16 protein-coding genes and 1 pseudogene are annotated in these 16,894 nt (G+C 34.2%); 9 read left to right on the top strand and 8 right to left on the bottom strand.

Features of this window, described 5'->3' with window-relative positions:
• The first annotated feature begins 259 nt into the window (after positions 1–259).
• Positions 260–1,438 (top strand): D-alanyl-D-alanine carboxypeptidase family protein, encoded by a 1,179-nt coding sequence (locus tag OC457_RS07020; protein WP_080175180.1) that lies wholly within the window; start codon positions 260–262, stop codon positions 1,436–1,438.
• A gap of 162 nt (positions 1,439–1,600) precedes the next feature.
• Complete coding sequence (ttcA, locus tag OC457_RS07025) at positions 1,601–2,494, top strand: tRNA 2-thiocytidine(32) synthetase TtcA (RefSeq protein ID WP_080175179.1); 894 nt, start codon at positions 1,601–1,603, stop codon at positions 2,492–2,494.
• A 400-nt stretch (positions 2,495–2,894) separates the two neighbouring features.
• Here ttcA and uspE read toward each other — a convergent pair whose 3' ends face one another.
• The 5 genes from uspE to OC457_RS07050 form a co-directional block, all read right to left on the bottom strand.
• Positions 2,895–3,842 (bottom strand): universal stress protein UspE, encoded by a 948-nt coding sequence (gene uspE / locus OC457_RS07030; protein ID WP_080175178.1) that lies wholly within the window; start codon positions 3,840–3,842, stop codon positions 2,895–2,897.
• A gap of 272 nt (positions 3,843–4,114) precedes the next feature.
• Complete coding sequence (locus OC457_RS07035; protein ID WP_080157434.1) at positions 4,115–4,870, bottom strand: FNR family transcription factor; 756 nt, start codon at positions 4,868–4,870, stop codon at positions 4,115–4,117.
• Positions 4,871–4,944: 74 nt separating this feature from the next.
• Positions 4,945–5,622 (bottom strand): sulfite exporter TauE/SafE family protein, encoded by a 678-nt coding sequence (locus tag OC457_RS07040; protein WP_080175177.1) that lies wholly within the window; start codon positions 5,620–5,622, stop codon positions 4,945–4,947.
• Positions 5,609–5,827: a cbb3-type cytochrome oxidase assembly protein CcoS gene (gene ccoS / locus OC457_RS07045; RefSeq protein WP_080175176.1), complete on the bottom strand. Its 219-nt coding sequence runs from the start codon at positions 5,825–5,827 to the stop codon at positions 5,609–5,611. The genes OC457_RS07040 and ccoS overlap by 14 nt, the downstream gene beginning before the upstream one ends.
• Entirely contained in the window at positions 5,828–8,245 is a 2,418-nt protein-coding gene (locus tag OC457_RS07050; RefSeq protein WP_235866951.1) for a heavy metal translocating P-type ATPase, read from the bottom strand.
• Between the two features lie 126 nt (positions 8,246–8,371).
• On the opposite strand from OC457_RS07050, the gene OC457_RS07055 reads away from it, so the two are divergent.
• The 7 genes and pseudogenes from OC457_RS07055 to OC457_RS07085 all read left to right on the top strand — a co-directional run bounded on the left by OC457_RS07055 (position 8,372) and on the right by OC457_RS07085 (position 15,544).
• Positions 8,372–8,824, top strand: coding sequence for a hypothetical protein (locus OC457_RS07055; RefSeq protein ID WP_080175174.1), 453 nt, complete (start codon positions 8,372–8,374; stop codon positions 8,822–8,824).
• Positions 8,825–9,117: 293 nt separating this feature from the next.
• Positions 9,118–10,281, top strand: a complete 1,164-nt coding sequence (locus OC457_RS07060) for an FIST signal transduction protein (RefSeq protein ID WP_080175236.1) — start codon at positions 9,118–9,120, stop codon at positions 10,279–10,281.
• Positions 10,282–10,285: 4 nt separating this feature from the next.
• Complete coding sequence (locus OC457_RS07065) at positions 10,286–12,379, top strand: ATP-binding protein (RefSeq protein WP_080175173.1); 2,094 nt, start codon at positions 10,286–10,288, stop codon at positions 12,377–12,379.
• A 330-nt stretch (positions 12,380–12,709) separates the two neighbouring features.
• Positions 12,710–13,627: pseudogene (locus OC457_RS07070) on the top strand (ISNCY family transposase); the annotation flags it as partial.
• 356 nt (positions 13,628–13,983) lie between these two features.
• A complete protein-coding gene (locus OC457_RS07075; protein WP_080175172.1) occupies positions 13,984–14,784 on the top strand; it encodes a winged helix-turn-helix domain-containing protein in 801 nt (266 codons plus the stop codon).
• Positions 14,774–15,196 (top strand): hypothetical protein, encoded by a 423-nt coding sequence (locus OC457_RS07080; RefSeq protein WP_080175171.1) that lies wholly within the window; start codon positions 14,774–14,776, stop codon positions 15,194–15,196. Before OC457_RS07075 ends, OC457_RS07080 begins: the two co-directional genes overlap by 11 nt.
• Positions 15,197–15,298: 102 nt before the next feature.
• Positions 15,299–15,544, top strand: coding sequence for a hypothetical protein (locus tag OC457_RS07085; protein ID WP_080175170.1), 246 nt, complete (start codon positions 15,299–15,301; stop codon positions 15,542–15,544).
• A 36-nt stretch (positions 15,545–15,580) separates the two neighbouring features.
• On the opposite strand, the gene OC457_RS07090 is transcribed toward OC457_RS07085, so the two are convergent.
• From OC457_RS07090 to matP, 3 genes are all read right to left on the bottom strand, one after another.
• Positions 15,581–15,982 carry a PPC domain-containing DNA-binding protein gene (locus tag OC457_RS07090; RefSeq protein ID WP_080175169.1) on the bottom strand — a complete coding sequence of 134 codons (402 nt, stop codon included), beginning with the start codon at positions 15,980–15,982 and terminating at the stop codon, positions 15,581–15,583.
• A gap of 66 nt (positions 15,983–16,048) precedes the next feature.
• Positions 16,049–16,354, bottom strand: a complete 306-nt coding sequence (locus tag OC457_RS07095) for a DUF3634 family protein (protein WP_080175168.1) — start codon at positions 16,352–16,354, stop codon at positions 16,049–16,051.
• A 129-nt stretch (positions 16,355–16,483) separates the two neighbouring features.
• Positions 16,484–16,876 (bottom strand): macrodomain Ter protein MatP, encoded by a 393-nt coding sequence (matP, locus tag OC457_RS07100; protein WP_080175167.1) that lies wholly within the window; start codon positions 16,874–16,876, stop codon positions 16,484–16,486.
• Between the last annotated feature and the right edge of the window lie 18 nt (positions 16,877–16,894).

The following is a 16,894-nucleotide window of genomic DNA, read 5'->3' on the forward strand; positions in this document are numbered from 1 at the left end:
ATGCGAACGCCGCAGAAGTTATTCATTTTAAATTGAAATAAGCAGTAATTAATTGCTAGTAATGATTTATATTTAAGGCTATTAACGTTATAAATGTAATCAGTGATAGGAATTGGTAAGACAATGTTACCAATTCCTGTTTTATTATCTATTTTCGATATACTGGCAGCCAATCTAAATACCTATTAGGTCATTATCTGCAAGTCTTCAATAGCTATGTAGATTGATATTATCGTTTTTTAAAGGAATTTTGCCTCAAATGGAAAAAACTACTCGGTTTTTGTCTCTTGTTGGTGCTACTGCGCTTTACTCTTTATCGTCTTCAGCGTTTGCATCCATGCCGACAGTTGTACCTGATGCGCCTACACTAAGTGCAAAAGGCTATGTATTGATGGATTACAATACAGGTAAGGTCTTAGTAGAGAAAGATGCAAACGAAAAGTTGAACCCAGCGAGCTTGACGAAATTAATGACAAGCTATGTTGCAGGCCAAGAAATGAAGCAAGGCAATATAAATGAGAAAGATCTTGTTGTTATTAGCCGTAATGCTTGGGCAAGAAACTTCCCTGATTCATCAAAAATGTTTATTGAAGTAGGTAGCGAAGTACCTTTGATGGATCTATTTCGAGGCTTGATTATTCAATCAGGTAATGATGCTAGTGTTGCAATCGCAGAGCATGTCGCAGGTTCTGAACAATCATTTGTGAGCCTAATGAACTCATGGGCGAAAAAGTTAGGAATGAATAACTCTAACTTTGCTAACCCTCATGGCTTAGATAATAATGACTTATATACCACGCCTTATGATATTGCCTTATTAGGGCAGGCTCTTATACGTGATTTACCAAGCATTTATCCGCTCTACAGTGAAAAGTCATTTACTTATAATAATATTACACAGCGTAACCGTAATGGTTTATTAAATGACCCTAGTATGAACGTTGATGGTATGAAAACGGGGTATACTAGCGGCGCAGGTTATAGTTTAACCAGTTCAGCGACTGAAGGTGACATGCGTTTAATTGCTGTTGTTATGGGTACAAAGAGTACCAAAACCCGTGAGATCGAAAGTAAGCAATTATTAAACTATGGCTTCCGCTTTTTTGAAACAGTAACCCCCCACAAAGCTGGTGATGAAATTATTACTGAGCGTGTATGGTTTGGTGATAAAGATCAGGTTAAGTTAGGTGTTGATAAAACAAGTTATGTGACGTTGTCACGCAATGACACTAAAAAACTAACTGCAAGTGTTGAGCTAAATAGTGAGCTTGAAGCACCAATTACCAAAGGCCAACAAGTTGGTGAGATTATTTACTCAGTTAATGATAAACAAGTAGGTACACAACCACTTGTAGCACTAGAACCCGTCGATGAGGGGAGTTTCTTTAGTCGCTTAATTGATCAAGTGAAGAAATTTGTAATGGGATTCTTTAAATAATTTCCTATTCTGTTTGATGAAACAAGCCCGGTCATTGTGTACTGGGCTTTTTTATTGTGCATAGCTATTTCCAGTCAACAATAAAATACGTATAATTCATGCCCTATAAATTCTTATCCCGCAATTCTACTATCGATGTTGTCGGTAGTTCGAGAAGTAGTAATGAATCAGACAGATAACCGTAAAGAAACACTTGAATATAATAAACTGCAAAAACGTCTTCGCCGCAATATGGGTAACGCCATTATTGATTACAATATGATCGAAGAAGGTGATGTTGTAATGGCATGTATTAGTGGTGGCAAAGATTCATTTGCGATGCTGGATATTCTGCTTAATTTACAGAAAGCAGCGCCAATTAAGTTTGATGTTGTTGCGGTTAACCTTGATCAAAAGCAACCTGGCTTCCCTGAGCATATTTTGCCAGAGTATTTTCAAAGCTTAAATATTCCTTACTACATTGTCGATAAAGATACTTATTCTGTTGTTAAGGAAAAAGTGGAAGAAGGCAAAACGACTTGTGGTTTATGCTCACGTTTACGCCGTGGTACATTGTATTCTTTTGCTGAAACCATTGGCGCAACTAAGATTGCACTAGGCCATCATTTAGATGATATCGTTGAAACATTATTCTTAAATATGTTCCACGGTTCACGCTTAAAAGCAATGCCACCTAAGTTACGTTCTGATGATGGTCGTAACGTCGTGATCCGCCCATTAACGTATTGCCGTGAAAAAGACTTAATCAAATACGCTGAATATAAACAGTTCCCAATCATTCCTTGTAATCTTTGTGGCTCACAAGAGAACCTACAACGTCAAAGTATTAAAGCGATGTTGATTGATTGGGATAAGAAGACCCCTGGTCGTGTTGATGCGATTTTCAAATCAATTCAAAATATTAGCCCAAGCCAATTAGCAGATAAGAATCTATTTGATTTTGTTAATCTGCCGTTAGATCGTGAAGGTGAAAGAGCTGAGTACGCTTTCACTGAAGCAACTGTATCATCGACTAATATTGATGAAAGTATGTTCATTGATGTAACTAACGTTTAAATTTCATAATAGCTAGTTGCAAAAAAGGGCACTTCACTCATCTTTGGGTTGGTGCCCTTTTGCTTTATAGGCTTATGCTTGATGATAGCCAGATGTAGCTCACATCAGGCTCAACAAATGGGCATACAGGGAAGCAGTGTTAATAGCTATGCTCGCAAATGTCTAATAACCAACTTTGTGAAACTTACCTAGGTAAGCGAGCGACAAATCAAACTCGAGTGTCATTAGCTGCTGAATGGAAGGCGTAGAAAACTGAGTCGTGCTTATTGTTCAAAGCAAGAAAACGAGTGGTATTTAACGAAGTTTGCTAAATGGCTTGCTAATGAAAAAGAAGCAGAACCTAACTGAATAGTACAAACGCCTCAGCTGAGGCGTTTTGATTGATTATAGAATGAGGTCGTTATTCATCGATAGAATTTGGGGCTAACGGGCTAATATAACCATCCGGTTTTAAAGCGAGTAAGTCACAGTTTAAACTATCAATTGTATTTTCTGCTGTATTACCAATAAAGACGGCAGACAAGCCTGTACGTCCAGTTGTACCTAGAATGACAAGCTCAGCATTAATTTCATCTGCAATTTTAGGAATAACATCTTCCGCTAAACCTTCAACTACATAGGTTTGTTCTTCATCAATAGCATACTTTTGGCGTAAAGCTTTCATTGTCATTAAATGATGCCCACGAACAGCATCAGTATATGACGCAGGATCAAATTCAGGCAGTTCAATGGTAATATTGACTGGTGTTGCAGGGTAGGCATTAACTAAGTTCACACTTGCATGGGTAATTGATGAAAAGGCAATCGCTTCTTTTATAATCTTATCGTTAAGGTCTTCATGAGTTTCATCTTCAGCAGATAAATTCACACAGGCAAGAACGTTACCATTTGTAGGCCAGTTTTCACCTTTTACTAATAACACTGGAACAGGACATTTTCGTAATAAGTGCCAGTCTGTTGGTGTGAAAATAACCGAACCTAATTTCGCATGTTCATGTGTTGCTTTTATAAGTAAATCAATATCTTGACTGAACACATCAGCAATAATTGATTCATATGGACGGTTATGCCATACGACTTTAATTTCAATATTAATGCCTAGGGCTATATGCGGCTGGATAATTTCTTTTAACCATTCTTCTCGTTGCATAACGACACCACGACGCATTGCGTCACGTTCATCAGAAGAAAGCATTGATGTCATTTCATACGAAAAATCATAAATAGCAAGGAAGACAATAATCTTCACATCATCACAAACTTTTGCTAAATGAACAGCTCGAGATATTGCAGGTTGTTGGTCTTGTTCAGGATCAGCGACAACAAGTATGTTTTTATATTTTTGCATAATAATGTCTCCCTACGGCATAATCTCTTTTCTGAAGGAATAAGAACAAAGAAAACACATTCACCGTTGTATTTATCAGATACACTTTCAAATCAAGTGATTAAAAAATTAACATATTATTTACTGTACTCTAAAGCAGGTCATATGGGGAGTAGTTTAAGTAATAAAATGTAAAAATGAGATAAAAAACGGTTAGATACGTTATATGCAGAGACAAAAACAGGCACTAAAAAGTACCTGTTTATAAGTGGGTTAGATAGGATCTTATATATTTATAAATTATTATTCTTACTTACACCAGCAAGCTTTGCTAATTCATCATGATCTAAGATAGTAATATATTTACCTTTAACGCTTAGCATTTCAGATTTTTGGAAACGCCCCAATAAACGACTGATGGTTTCGACAGTTAAGCCAAGGTAGTTACCAATATCACCACGTGTCATTGTTAATCGGAATTCACGAGGAGAAAAACCTCGTTGAGAAAAACGCAGTGATAAGTTGTAAAGAAATGCAGCCAAACGCTCTTCAGCATTTTTCTTAGACAACAATAAAATCATTTCTTGATCGCCTTTGATTTCACTACTCATCAGGCGCATGATTTGTTGGCGAAGTTTAGGCATTTTACCCGCTAAATCATCAAGAATTTCAAACGGTATTTCACATACCATTGATGTTTCAAGTGATTGCGCAAAACTAGGATGTTGCATTTCATTGATAGCATCAAATCCAACCAAATCACCAGCTAAATGAAATGCTGTGATCTGCTCATCACCTTGTTCTGTAATTGTATAACTTTTAATAGTACCAGAGCGGATAGCATACAATGATTTCAGTTCATCTCCTGCTTTGAATAGCTCTTGACCTTTCTGGATTGGCTTTTTACGTTCGATGATTTGATCCAGTTGGTCTAACTCAGATTCATTCAATGTAAATGGAATACATAGCTGGCTAATACTGCAATCTTGACAGTGAATAGCACATCCACCGGATTGAATACGTTTTGTGGTAAATTTGTCTGAGATCATATGCCTATCTAACCAATTTGATGTAGGTCAATATTTTAACATATTATGAAGCAATATTACGAGTATTAAAAACCTTACCATATTTGATTGATTGCAATATAACCAGTATGCATACCATAAATGATGATCAAAAAGCCATTTATTCGCTTGAAGTAAGTATTATTTAATAATATTTTTAGTTTATCAGCCATAGTTCCAATAGCTAACATAGCGGGTAATGTCCCTAAACCAAAAGCAAACATGATCATCATTCCATCAATAGCACTTCCAGAAACGGCGGCCCATGTAAGGGTTGAATAGACCAGACCACAAGGCAACCACCCCCACAGAAAACCAAAAGGGATAGCTTTAAAAGGCGAAGTTAACGGTAAAAAATATTTAGTGAGGGGTAAAATAAAACGCCATAACACATGACCAATATGTTCAATATAAGTAAGGCCAGACCACCATCTTCCAATATATAGCCCCAGTATAATCATCATTAAAGAAGCAAAAATCCGCATTAAAATCAATGGATTATTTGATTGACTCAGTGAGGTAATCTGAACAAAAAACTGACTAACAAGCAATCCCGCTATCATGTAAGACGTTATTCTTCCCAAATTATAATAAACTAAATATATCCAAGAATGCTGTGGTTTATTTGGCATACCCATTGTAACAGCGGCAGCAATACCACCACACATGCTAATACAATGGCCAGCTCCCGTTAAACCAATAAGTAATGCCGTCAGAAAATTAAGTTCGATCATGATCGGAATTCGGTGATATAACATTATCTTTTATTGTATTTTGAGATGAGTTTTCAGGCTTTTCCACATCATCATCAAACAATATATTATGGCCTTGATGCTCTAAATCCTCAAATTGATTACTACGCACAGCCCATAAAAAAATAGCAATGGAAAGGCAAACAAAGATGAGCGCTATAGGTATTAATATGTAAAGACTTGCCATTTATTTTAATAACCTTAAAGAATTTGATACAACAATCATTGAACTTACTGACATGCCTATAACTGCAATATAGGGAGTAACCAGTCCCGTAACCGCTAATGGGAGAATAATTAAATTATAGCCTAATGCCCACGCTAAATTTTCACGGATAATATTACGTGTACGTAATGCCAATTGGCGAGCTGTTATAATAGATAATAAATTATCACCTAATAGCACAACATCAGCAGATAATTTAGCTATATCAGTACCACTATTGAGAGCAATGGATAGATGAGCTCCAGCTAAAACGGGGGCATCGTTAATACCATCACCAATCATTAATGAAATATCAGTCGCAGGTATCTTTTGTAAAAAGTCTAATTTATTGATGGGGGTCATATTTGCACAGAAATGATCAATATCTAATTGCTGAGCGACACGTTGAGCATGAATAGAATTATCACCTGTTAACATAGTGACTTTTATGCCTTGCTGTTTCCAAGTATTGATTAATTGTTTACTCTTTTTTCGAAGTGGATCCTCAATTTTAAAAGCTGCAACTATATGGTTATCACATGATAACCATATAGAATAGTCACTTGGATATTTAATATTTATTAAATGATCGGTGGGTGTTTGATTATTATTAACAAAGTCATATTTGCCAATACGCCATTGTTGATGATTTATCATTCCACTTAGGCCATCACCGATAATATTGTCAACGTGATCAAAAAGAGGGGTTTTAAGCTGGTAAGGCATAAAACATTTTGCTATTGGATGATTAGCATAACGTTCAAGTTCTGCAGCATAAGTAAGAACTTCAGAGATAGAATATTGACCAAATATTTTAGTGGTAACTAGCTGAATATTGCCTTCGGTTAATGTACCTGTTTTATCAACAATGACGTGATTAACTTTGCACAATGTTTCTAATACATGACCACGCCGAACTAATAATCCCAATCGACTTAGCATTGCCGTTGAGCAGGTAAGTGCGGTTGGCGTTGCAAGAGATAATGCGCAAGGACAAGTCGCGACTAAAACAGCAACGGTGATCCACAATGCATCTTGTGGTTGATAAGCATGCCAATGTAACCATGTAGCTAAAGCAATAAGTAAAATAACACCAATAAAATAACGAGCAATATTATCAGCTATTAAGGCTATTTGAGGTTTTGAATATAAAGCATGATCTTGTAAGCGTACAATATTTGATATGCATGTATCTTTGCTATTGCAGCTTACTTGAATAGTAATATTTCCATTTCCATTTAAAGTACCTGCAAATACAGTATCATTTTTCGTTCGTTTAACTGCAAGAGATTCACCAGTTAACATCGATTCGTCTATAGTGGTTGAACCTTGAATAATAACACCATCAGCAGGTAAATATTCACCAGGAAGAACAGTGACAATGTCACTTTTTTTTAGTGTTTTAGCTGCAACTTGTTCACCAGAAACGAGAGTTGCCATAGCCGGAACAAGTTTTAATAAATTGGCACTCATTACAGCAGCATGTCGCCGAGTACGCATTTCTAAATATCGCCCAAGAAGAAGGAAAAAAACAAACATTGATATTGATTCAAAATATACTTCTCCCTGAGCAGTAATAGTTGCATATAAGCTAGTACTATAAGCAGACAGTAAAGCAATAGAGACAGGAACATCCATACCTAACGTTAATATTTTAATATTTCGCCAAGCATTATGGTAAAAAGGTAGTGCAGAATATAACAATACCGGTGTTGCAACAAATAAACTTATCCAACGTAAATAATGCTGAAAATTATTATCAGACTGTTCAAAAACATCAAAATAAAGAGCAATAGCCAGCATCATAACTTGCATTGTAGCAATACCAGCAACACCTAATTTATAAAGATAATGCTGCATTGTCTGTTGATACTGTTGTTCTTGGGTATTAATTTCAAAAGGGGCAGCTTTATAGCCTAATTGATGCAGAATCGTGAGTAAGTGACTTAATTTTACAACTGAGGCATCCCATACTAATAAAGCACGATGCGTTGTAATATTTACTTCAATTGTGATAACACCAGGCTGTTTGTATAACTGTTTTTCAATTAACCACACACATGCAGCACAGGAAACGCCATCAATAGAAAGTAATATTTCTTTATGATGTTGTGCATTTTCACTTACAAAATCAGCTTGTATATCTTGATGATCATAAAGCAATAATTTTTGTATATTTTGCGGAATTAATTCGATTTTTTTTGCAGGGTGTTTACGATATTCATAATAAGTCGTTAATTTGTGATCAACAATCATTTTTGCGATAGCTTCACATCCAGCACAGCATAACTTGCGTGGTTCGCCTAGAATTTCAACGCTAAAGTGACATTTTTCAGGTATAGGTTCGCCACAATGATAACAACCTTTAATAGTGGGTGGTGTTATACTAGTCAACATCATTTATTGCTATACCCATGTAATTTAATAAGAAAGAGATCTTCTTATAAGGTTAGCAGTTAATATTAGATATGGAATATTTTTAAGTTTAACTATTCCTTTAAAAGAATGAAAAGGGAACAAAACAATATGGCAGCACAAAAATTAACTCGAGGACGATTAATTCAAATTATTATTTTAATGATTATTCTGATTAGTGCTTTTACTTGGAGAACCATGACATATGAATCAAAAATGACAACTAAAGCACAGACTAATATTTGTAATCTAAATACAAATGCGTGTTCATTTAATAATAATAAATTAATAGTAACGTTGTTATCTAAAAAACCACAAGCAAATACTCCAATGGAATTATATATTCAAAATAGTGATATAAATAACGTTGATATTAACCCGAGTGCACTTGTGAGTGGTATTACTATGAATATGGGTATTTTACCTATTACCTTTACGCGGAAAAATAACGGTTGGCTTGGTAAATTTATGGTGCCTCAATGCACTCATAATGAAATGTCATGGAATATTGATATTAAAATTAAAGATAATATTTATTCGTCTAAATTTACAGTTACCAAATAGATAGGCAATTCTATTGTAAGAGCGTTAATAATAAGTTAATGCTCAATATTCATTTTGATAACTATTATGATAGTATTTTTATAGTGAATACCTCATAAATACATTTTTCATTATTTGTACTTAGATAACGTTTTGAGTAATTGAAAGTAACATAATACTTCATGAGTCTATTAACTGTACTATGATAGAAAATAACAGGTTAATTATTAATAAATAACCGTTAAAAATGATTTGCTTACTGATTGTATTCAGAAAAATGATTATGATAAGGAAAAATATAAAAAGATATGGCTATGGATATTGCAACAAGTTTTTCAGTATTAAGTGATTCTCATGATGCGATCGTCGACGCGATCAATATATTAGATGAGAAGATAGCACCACCTTCATTATTATTATTATATTTTTCGGAAGATTACGATTACGGTATTTTACAATCAGTATTAACAAAACGTTACCCTGATACACGTTTTCTTGCCTGTTCTTCTTGTCAGGGCTTTATGACAGAAAATGGATATATCAAGGGACAAGGAATTGCTCTTTGGGCCATCAATGATATTTCTGGCGCTTATGGGACATCGATTGTTTCATCTAATGGTTCTATTTTTAATATTGCCCGCCAAGCTATTCTAAAAGCAATCAATAATAGTGGACGCCTTGGCGAGTCACCAACATTAATATTATTGCATGCAACACCAGGATGTGAAGAAGAAGTCATTCGTGGAATTGAGGATGTTGTTGGTAAAAATATTGCTATCATTGGCGGTAGTGCTGCTGATGATAATGTTCAAGGTAAATGGCAAATATTTAATCAAGAACAACAGACCCAAAAGGGTATAGGTATTGCTGTTTTTTATCCTAACTGCGAAGTGAGTTTTTCTTTTCACTCGGGTTACGCAGCAACAGAACATTCTGCGATTGCAACAAAAGTCTGTGGACGCGAACTTATAGAATTAGATCATCAACCTGCAGCTGACGTTTATCAGAAATGGATAAACCAAAAGTTTGAAAAAAATAGTAGTATTATAAATGAAAGTAGTTTAAATCCTCTTGGTCGTTTAGTTGGAACAATACATGATTTACCCTATTTTAAATTAGCACATCCATTAATGGTAACTCAAAATAATGGCTTGAAAATGTTTTCCTCAATTATTGAAGGTGAACGTTTATATTTTATGTCAGGTACAGATGAGCGTTTAATAACAAGAGCGGGACGAGTTATAACTGCTACAAATGGCACAAAATTAAATCCAATTGGCGGGCTAACTATATATTGTGCTGGCTGTATGCTTAAAGTACAAGAACGAATGGAAGAGGTTGCATCATTTGTAAATATAGCAATGCAAAATAGACCATTTGTCTGTCCATTTACTTTTGGTGAGCAAGGGCAATTTGTTACGGGTGAAAATGCTCATGGCAATTTAATGATCTCAGCCGTTGTTTTTCATAGGGACTAATTAAATGATCGGTTTTGATTCAGAGAAACTGCAAGAAACATTATTAGATCTTCAGCGTACCCAAGAAAGAGAAAATCAGTTACGCATAGAAAATGCTGCGATTCTGGAAGGTGTTTCAGCAATGGCTGGCGCTAATAATAAGCGTCAAGTTTTTAATAGCTTATTGGAAGTACTAAGAAAATTCATCGCTTTTGATAATGCCATAGTTTTGACTCGTGATGATGAAGCATCTGATTTACAGGTATTAATGAGTACGGTTTCTGCATTTGATTTTAATCATTGGCAAGTCGGTAGTACATTTAATCGTTGTATAAATGGGGAATGCATTGCGTTATATTCACCCAAAGATATTGAAGAATTTAAAAATAAAAGCCCAGACTTATTAAATATTTGTCATTCGAGTTTAATGACCGGCGTAAAGATTAGCTCTGGTGACGCGATGATTATTTTAATGAGTTGTGAAAAAGGGCATTTCACATCCAGTTGCCGACGTGTTTTGAATCGATTTAGACCGTTACTTGAACGAGCAATTATAGATATTGATTACCGAGAACGATTACAATCATTAGTCACCGCTCGTACTCAAGAATTAACCTATAGCCAACAACGATTTAAAGACTTTGCTCGTACTGTAGGTGACTGGTTCTGGGAAATTGATACAGATTATAAATTCAGCTACATTTCAGCATCTCAAATTGCTAATCATTTAATTGATAAGAATAATATTCTAGATTTTTTTGATGGCCATGATGACTTTAAGCAAAAATTTTGCTCACAATTGCAGAAAAACGAATCATTTGAAGACTTAGAATGGCATCTTTTTGCTGATGAAAAAGAGCAATGGCTCAGTTTCAGTGGAACGCCTTATTATAATAAACATGGCTTATTGCTTGGTTATCGAGGTACCGTAAAAAATATTAGCGTAAGGAAAAAACGGTTATTTGATTTACAGCAAGCTCGTCAACAAGCAGAAGCCGCAAATAAAGCCAAGTCACAATTTATAGCAATGATGAGCCATGAGATTCGAACACCACTAAACGCAGTATTAGGTTTAATGGATATGTTGTCATCTTCAGGACTTGAGAATGAACAACAACAATGGTTAGGTCAGATGGAGCAATCAGCGCATTTACTTCTGACCATCATCAATGACATTCTTGATTTATCGCGAATTGAATCGGGTAGCTTTGAATTATTCAATAGCAATATAAACCTCACAGAAAGCATTACCTTAGTGAAAAAACAGCTTCAACCAGAAGCAAATAAAAAAGGTATCTTATTAGAATGCCATATTGATGAATCCATTCCTGAATACATTTTTTCAGATAAGAACCGAATTATTCAAATAATGTTTAATCTTATTGGTAATGCGATTAAGTTCACCGATATTGGTTCAGTTAAAATTATCGTTAATAAAGTAGATAATAATATTGAGGTTTCTGTTTCTGATACGGGAATTGGAATTTCTAAAGATGCGCAAGATAGTCTTTTTAATCCTTTTCATCAAGCTGACGGGAGCATTACTCGTAAGTATGGTGGCACTGGATTAGGATTAACTATCAGTAAATTATTAATAAAAAAAATGAATGGACGTATTAACCTTAAGAGCAATATTGGTATTGGTAGTTGCTTTAAAGTTATATTTCCAATTATTCCCGCAATTCATAAGATGCCACATCAAGCAAAGAAAAAATTAGCGCGATCAGATTTCCCTCTTAATATATTACTTGCTGAAGATAGCCCAACGAATCAACTTGTTGCTAAATTAATGCTAGAACGTCGTGGGCATAAAGTCACGATAACTAATCACGGTAAAGAAGCAATATCAAAACTGTTACGGTGTCACAATGCATTCGATTTAGTGCTAATGGATATCTCAATGCCTATTTTAGATGGATTAGAGGCTACCAAACAGATAAGAAAGCTAAAAATTGAGACACCAATAGTGGCATTAACAGCAAATGTAATGCAAGACGATCAATTTCTTTATCAGCAAGTTGGTATGGATGGTTTTTTAGCTAAACCAATACAACCTGAAGAATTGGATTTAGTCTTAAGTAAATATCAAAACCTAAAGGAAGAGATAACGAACAAATGATAATATTTGATTCGCATTAGATTAATAATGAAAATGGACCGCTTTAATAGTGGTCCATTTTTTTAGTCATGATAAATGACCAATACCATTAAATACATATCTTAATCAATAAAGCAGAGAATAAGAGAGGAGTACTTAAATTGAGAACAATACAAGATAGCAGAGATATATCATTATTTGATATCGTATTTAACATAATATACATAATGCGCACTAAGGTTGTAAGTCCCATTTAGAAATGTCCGGTTTTAACCCGTTAGAAATGTCATGTTGAACTATCTTCAGATCATAGGTTTTGCTATGAACTGGAATCAATAAATGTTGCTCACTATGACTGAAAATGAATTAAGCCGAATCAAAGTTATTCAAGATGTTTGTGATAAACAAATTACTGGTGTTGAAGCTGCCCATCGGCTTAACTTGAGCTGTCGTCAAGTATCACGATTAGTAAAACGCTTTACTCAGTTCGGTGCTGGCGGATTACTTTCACAACAACGCGGCGTGCCAAGTAATCATCGTTATGATGATAATCTTAGGCTGCGTATTTTAAATCTCATCCACGAATATTACTCAGACTTCGGACCCACGTTAGCGCGTGAAAAACTGATTGAACGCCACGACCTTAAGATCGGATTAGAAACTTTACGCCAATGGATGATCGCTGATGGTCTTTGGGTACCACATTTCAAACGTAAGCCTCGAGTTTATCAACCACGACATCGACGCGATTGTTATGGTGAGTTAATTCAGATAGATGGCTCACATCACGATTGGTTTGAAGGTCGCAGCGACAAATGTTGTTTGTTGGTTTTCATTGATGATGCTACCGGCAAACTGATGAACTTGCGATTTAGCGAAACAGAATCTGCGTTTGATTACATGGTAACAACGCGCGAATATATTGAACAACATGGCAAGCCTACTGCTTTTTACAGCGATCGACATGCGGTGTTTCATGTCAGTAAACGGGATGCAAAAACAAACCGCATCACTCAGTTTGGTCGTGTATTGCATGACTTAAACATTGAATTAATTTGCGCGAATAGCTCTCAAGCCAAAGGTCGTGTTGAACGTGCCAACAAAACATTACAAGATCGCTTAGTCAAAGAAATGCGTTTACAACACATTGATAATATTGAACAAGCTAATGTATGGCTCCCCGACTTTATTGCTGCTTTTAACCACTGTTTTGCTAAAGCTGCTCAATATCCTAAAGACATGCATCGACCATTACATGAATCGACAGAGTCAGGTGGTCGATAACAAACGTTTGGGTGCTGTATTAAAATTTTACCAAGAAAAAGTCGTGACTTCCCTACTCTATGACTCATTTTTATCGCAACGTTTTAACTTAAGTAATACACCTAAGGAATATTACATAATCAACAATATGTCTAAATTTAAATTCATAATGTATATATTTCTTTAAAATAGAATAAACATTACCATGACATTATAGCTTTTATGCTGGTTATACTTGTTTCACAATTGCATATTTAACTGTTTTGTATAAAATACTAAGACACTTTATCTCTTTGGGTATGGTGTATTTGATGATAATTTAGCTATTGCTTGATAGTTAAAACTGATAGATAAGAATAAAAATGACAGATGAAATAAACGGCGGTTGTAAACGCCTAGGCCGTTTCGATGTTGATTTTACAAATAGAACCATAACTCGAATTAGTGATGGCGCTTTTATTAAAACTTCTCGATCAGAAATATTAATTTTTACGCTTCTCGCTGAATCGGCTAATAATACAATATATAGAGAAGTATTATTAGTTGAATGTTGGCAAGGGAAAATTGTAACAAACAATTCGTTAACAGTTGCTATCAAAAATTTACGTACTGCTTTTGCTCAAATTGGAGAGCATAAAATAATAACGACAGAACCTAAATTAGGTTATTGCATTCGACAGTTAGTACTGATTGATGACGGTTCTCATCCACCTAAAAATGATATTTTAACGAAAGAAAATAAAAAGGCACAAATACAAATATTACAGGAAGAACAACCTGCGATATCTATTGAGAAAAAAGAGGATTTAATTAATAAAGAATTAAAAAATGTGACAATTAAAAGAATATCATTATCAAATATTAAATTTTTTGATGTTATTATTATAATTACATTTTTCTTCTTAACATTAATTGCTTGTTATCGCTTTTTATTTTTTATTGATACGACCTCTGTTGAAGGACTTCCTGTTATTTATAACGGTATAGATTTACCTAAACCAGTACAAAATGCAATATTACAAAATGATGATAGTAATATTAGTCAATGGTATGCATTTCCTATAAGTAAGGGATGTAATTACTATCAATTATTTAGTGTGAATAATGGGCATTTTGTTGATTACTCCTCTTCTGTTAAACAGGAAATATGTAGTGATAAATAAGGCGCTTATTGGCATATTTAGTGCTATCGTTTTTTTAATTATGCAGGCCATAATTAGTTCTGTTAATACCAAAGCTACATATGAGTTCTCAACAAAAAATAATAATGTTATACAAAATAGATTACAGTTAACATTAAATGATGGCTATATATCAATGTTAGTTTCAAGAAAATGTAGTAATAATCGTAATTACCCTAGCCATCTAAATGGTGTATTTTTGCGTTTTCAAAATCATTATTACGTATTTGGAATTGAGCACATCGATGAGAATAACTCTCAGTTGACATTTAATGATTTTTTTATTGATTCATTACGATCAGGAGAGGCTATTTATATATCACATTCCCCCTCCTTTTCTTGTCTAAAGAATGATTTCTCTGAAATATTATTAGGCAAAAGAACAGTTAATTAAAAGTGGAAGTTACCAGTGAAATTCTATTATAGTAATAATAAAGTTATAGTGCATTAGGCTGGTATTTACAACACTCTTTATCTTATATAAAAAGGAATCTACATGGCTATTACGATAAGAGATATTGAACAACATTATTACATGATCGAAGAATTAAAATCACTAACAAAAACGAATGTTACAACTAAAGCGTTAATTAATGGTGGTTATTTGGCTGTTGAAATAGGCAAAAAATTAGAACAAGAAACTATTTTAAGAATAAAAGCTGAAGAAGAATTATCTGAATTAAAAGAAAAAGTACTTTCCTTTATTCAAAGTAAAGAAGCATTATTAAAATCAGTAAATTAATCAGTCTTTAGCCCAAGAATAAATACCTTGGGCTAACTATTCATTATTAAATATAACTAATTCATCAAATCCAGTTTGATGATCATATTCACACTCAAATCTTAAATTATTATATTCAAGCATACATAGTTCTACTGTATAAGATACTATACACCCAGGAACTAAATGACCACCATATACACGCCCTTCACTATCAGCTACCGAAATATGTATATGAACATGCTTCGGTGTTAACGTTCCCGATAGCGATATAATTTCTAATGGTCCAGCCAGATATAATATTTTTTGCTCATTCGCCAACCTAATTTTAGCTTCAGATAAACAACCAACTCCTGTTAATAATGAACCAGACTGAATATTATTTAATTTAATGAATGCCAATAGTGAAAGACGTAAATCCTCCCCTTTTAATAACCGTTTAGCATAGGGTGTTATCATTTTTAACCTTATTGTTATAAAAAGCGCGATCACTATTGATTGCGCTTTTTATTTAAAATTAACGTGTTATGCTCTTTTCCCACGTTTAGATGTAGGTAGTGTATGAGGAAAAACATTTTTTATACGTTGTTTTACTTTTGGTGGGATTGTATTTGAAAAATCTAATTTAGTTGCAAATCGGGTTTTATATACTTTTATACGCCCAGAGAATGGTGTTTTATGGGCAATATCTCGACAAGCAGTGTGAAATCCTGAGGGGATTTTCCCTTTAGTCTTACTAATCTCACCATCTTTAAACTCTAATACCATTATAGGGCGATCTTTAAACACAAGAAAAACAACTACAATAGCTAATAAAAGAACATATTCCATTACACACCTCCTAATAATTAAGTTTGCAAGATGAACATCAACAACTTAATCAAAAAGTATATTATTCAAAAGAATCTAAATTAAATTGTTAATTAAGATCATTCTTTACATTTAAAGCTTTTCACTCATTTATTCTGTATGCGAACTCTCGCTAATCAAATATTCAATAGTATCTGATAACGTCGACCCTAATTCTTGAGATTTTTCAGCTAATTTTTCCCAAACACGATAATCTAAATCAATCGATTTCTTTTTTGTGTATGTTTGTTCTGAATTAAAATGTCGCTTACGTTTAGCGCGAATGGCCTGCTTTAACTTATTCTCTAATCCATTCGCCATATTGTTATTAATCCACTCAATGACTTTGGTTGGTTCATGTTCAATATCAAGTAGTATTTTTATTGCAACATCAGCTTCACTTTGATCAACAAATCGTGTTATCGCCTCTCCTTCTTTCCATTTCTTCACCAAATAAGTCCATTTCCAACCCGCTTCAAGGTTCTCAAGTTGCTGATATTTCATAGGATTAAAAATTCTCAA

The organism is Photobacterium toruni (assembly GCF_024529955.1).
Taxonomy (GTDB): Bacteria; Pseudomonadota; Gammaproteobacteria; order Enterobacterales; family Vibrionaceae; genus Photobacterium; species Photobacterium toruni.

Coding starts and splice junctions, on each gene's coding strand:
- OC457_RS07020 (WP_080175180.1), top strand. CDS start 260: ATGGAAAAAACTACTCGGTTTTTGTCTCTTGTTGGTGCTACTGCGCTT.
- ttcA (WP_080175179.1), top strand. CDS start 1,601: ATGAATCAGACAGATAACCGTAAAGAAACACTTGAATATAATAAACTG.
- uspE (WP_080175178.1), bottom strand. CDS start 3,842: ATGCAAAAATATAAAAACATACTTGTTGTCGCTGATCCTGAACAAGAC.
- OC457_RS07035 (WP_080157434.1), bottom strand. CDS start 4,870: ATGATCTCAGACAAATTTACCACAAAACGTATTCAATCCGGTGGATGT.
- OC457_RS07040 (WP_080175177.1), bottom strand. CDS start 5,622: ATGATCGAACTTAATTTTCTGACGGCATTACTTATTGGTTTAACGGGA.
- ccoS (WP_080175176.1), bottom strand. CDS start 5,827: ATGGCAAGTCTTTACATATTAATACCTATAGCGCTCATCTTTGTTTGC.
- OC457_RS07050 (WP_235866951.1), bottom strand. CDS start 8,245: ATGATGTTGACTAGTATAACACCACCCACTATTAAAGGTTGTTATCAT.
- OC457_RS07055 (WP_080175174.1), top strand. CDS start 8,372: ATGGCAGCACAAAAATTAACTCGAGGACGATTAATTCAAATTATTATT.
- OC457_RS07060 (WP_080175236.1), top strand. CDS start 9,118: ATGGATATTGCAACAAGTTTTTCAGTATTAAGTGATTCTCATGATGCG.
- OC457_RS07065 (WP_080175173.1), top strand. CDS start 10,286: ATGATCGGTTTTGATTCAGAGAAACTGCAAGAAACATTATTAGATCTT.
- OC457_RS07075 (WP_080175172.1), top strand. CDS start 13,984: ATGACAGATGAAATAAACGGCGGTTGTAAACGCCTAGGCCGTTTCGAT.
- OC457_RS07085 (WP_080175170.1), top strand. CDS start 15,299: ATGGCTATTACGATAAGAGATATTGAACAACATTATTACATGATCGAA.
- OC457_RS07090 (WP_080175169.1), bottom strand. CDS start 15,982: ATGATAACACCCTATGCTAAACGGTTATTAAAAGGGGAGGATTTACGT.
- OC457_RS07095 (WP_080175168.1), bottom strand. CDS start 16,354: ATGGAATATGTTCTTTTATTAGCTATTGTAGTTGTTTTTCTTGTGTTT.
- matP (WP_080175167.1), bottom strand. CDS start 16,876: ATGAAATATCAGCAACTTGAGAACCTTGAAGCGGGTTGGAAATGGACT.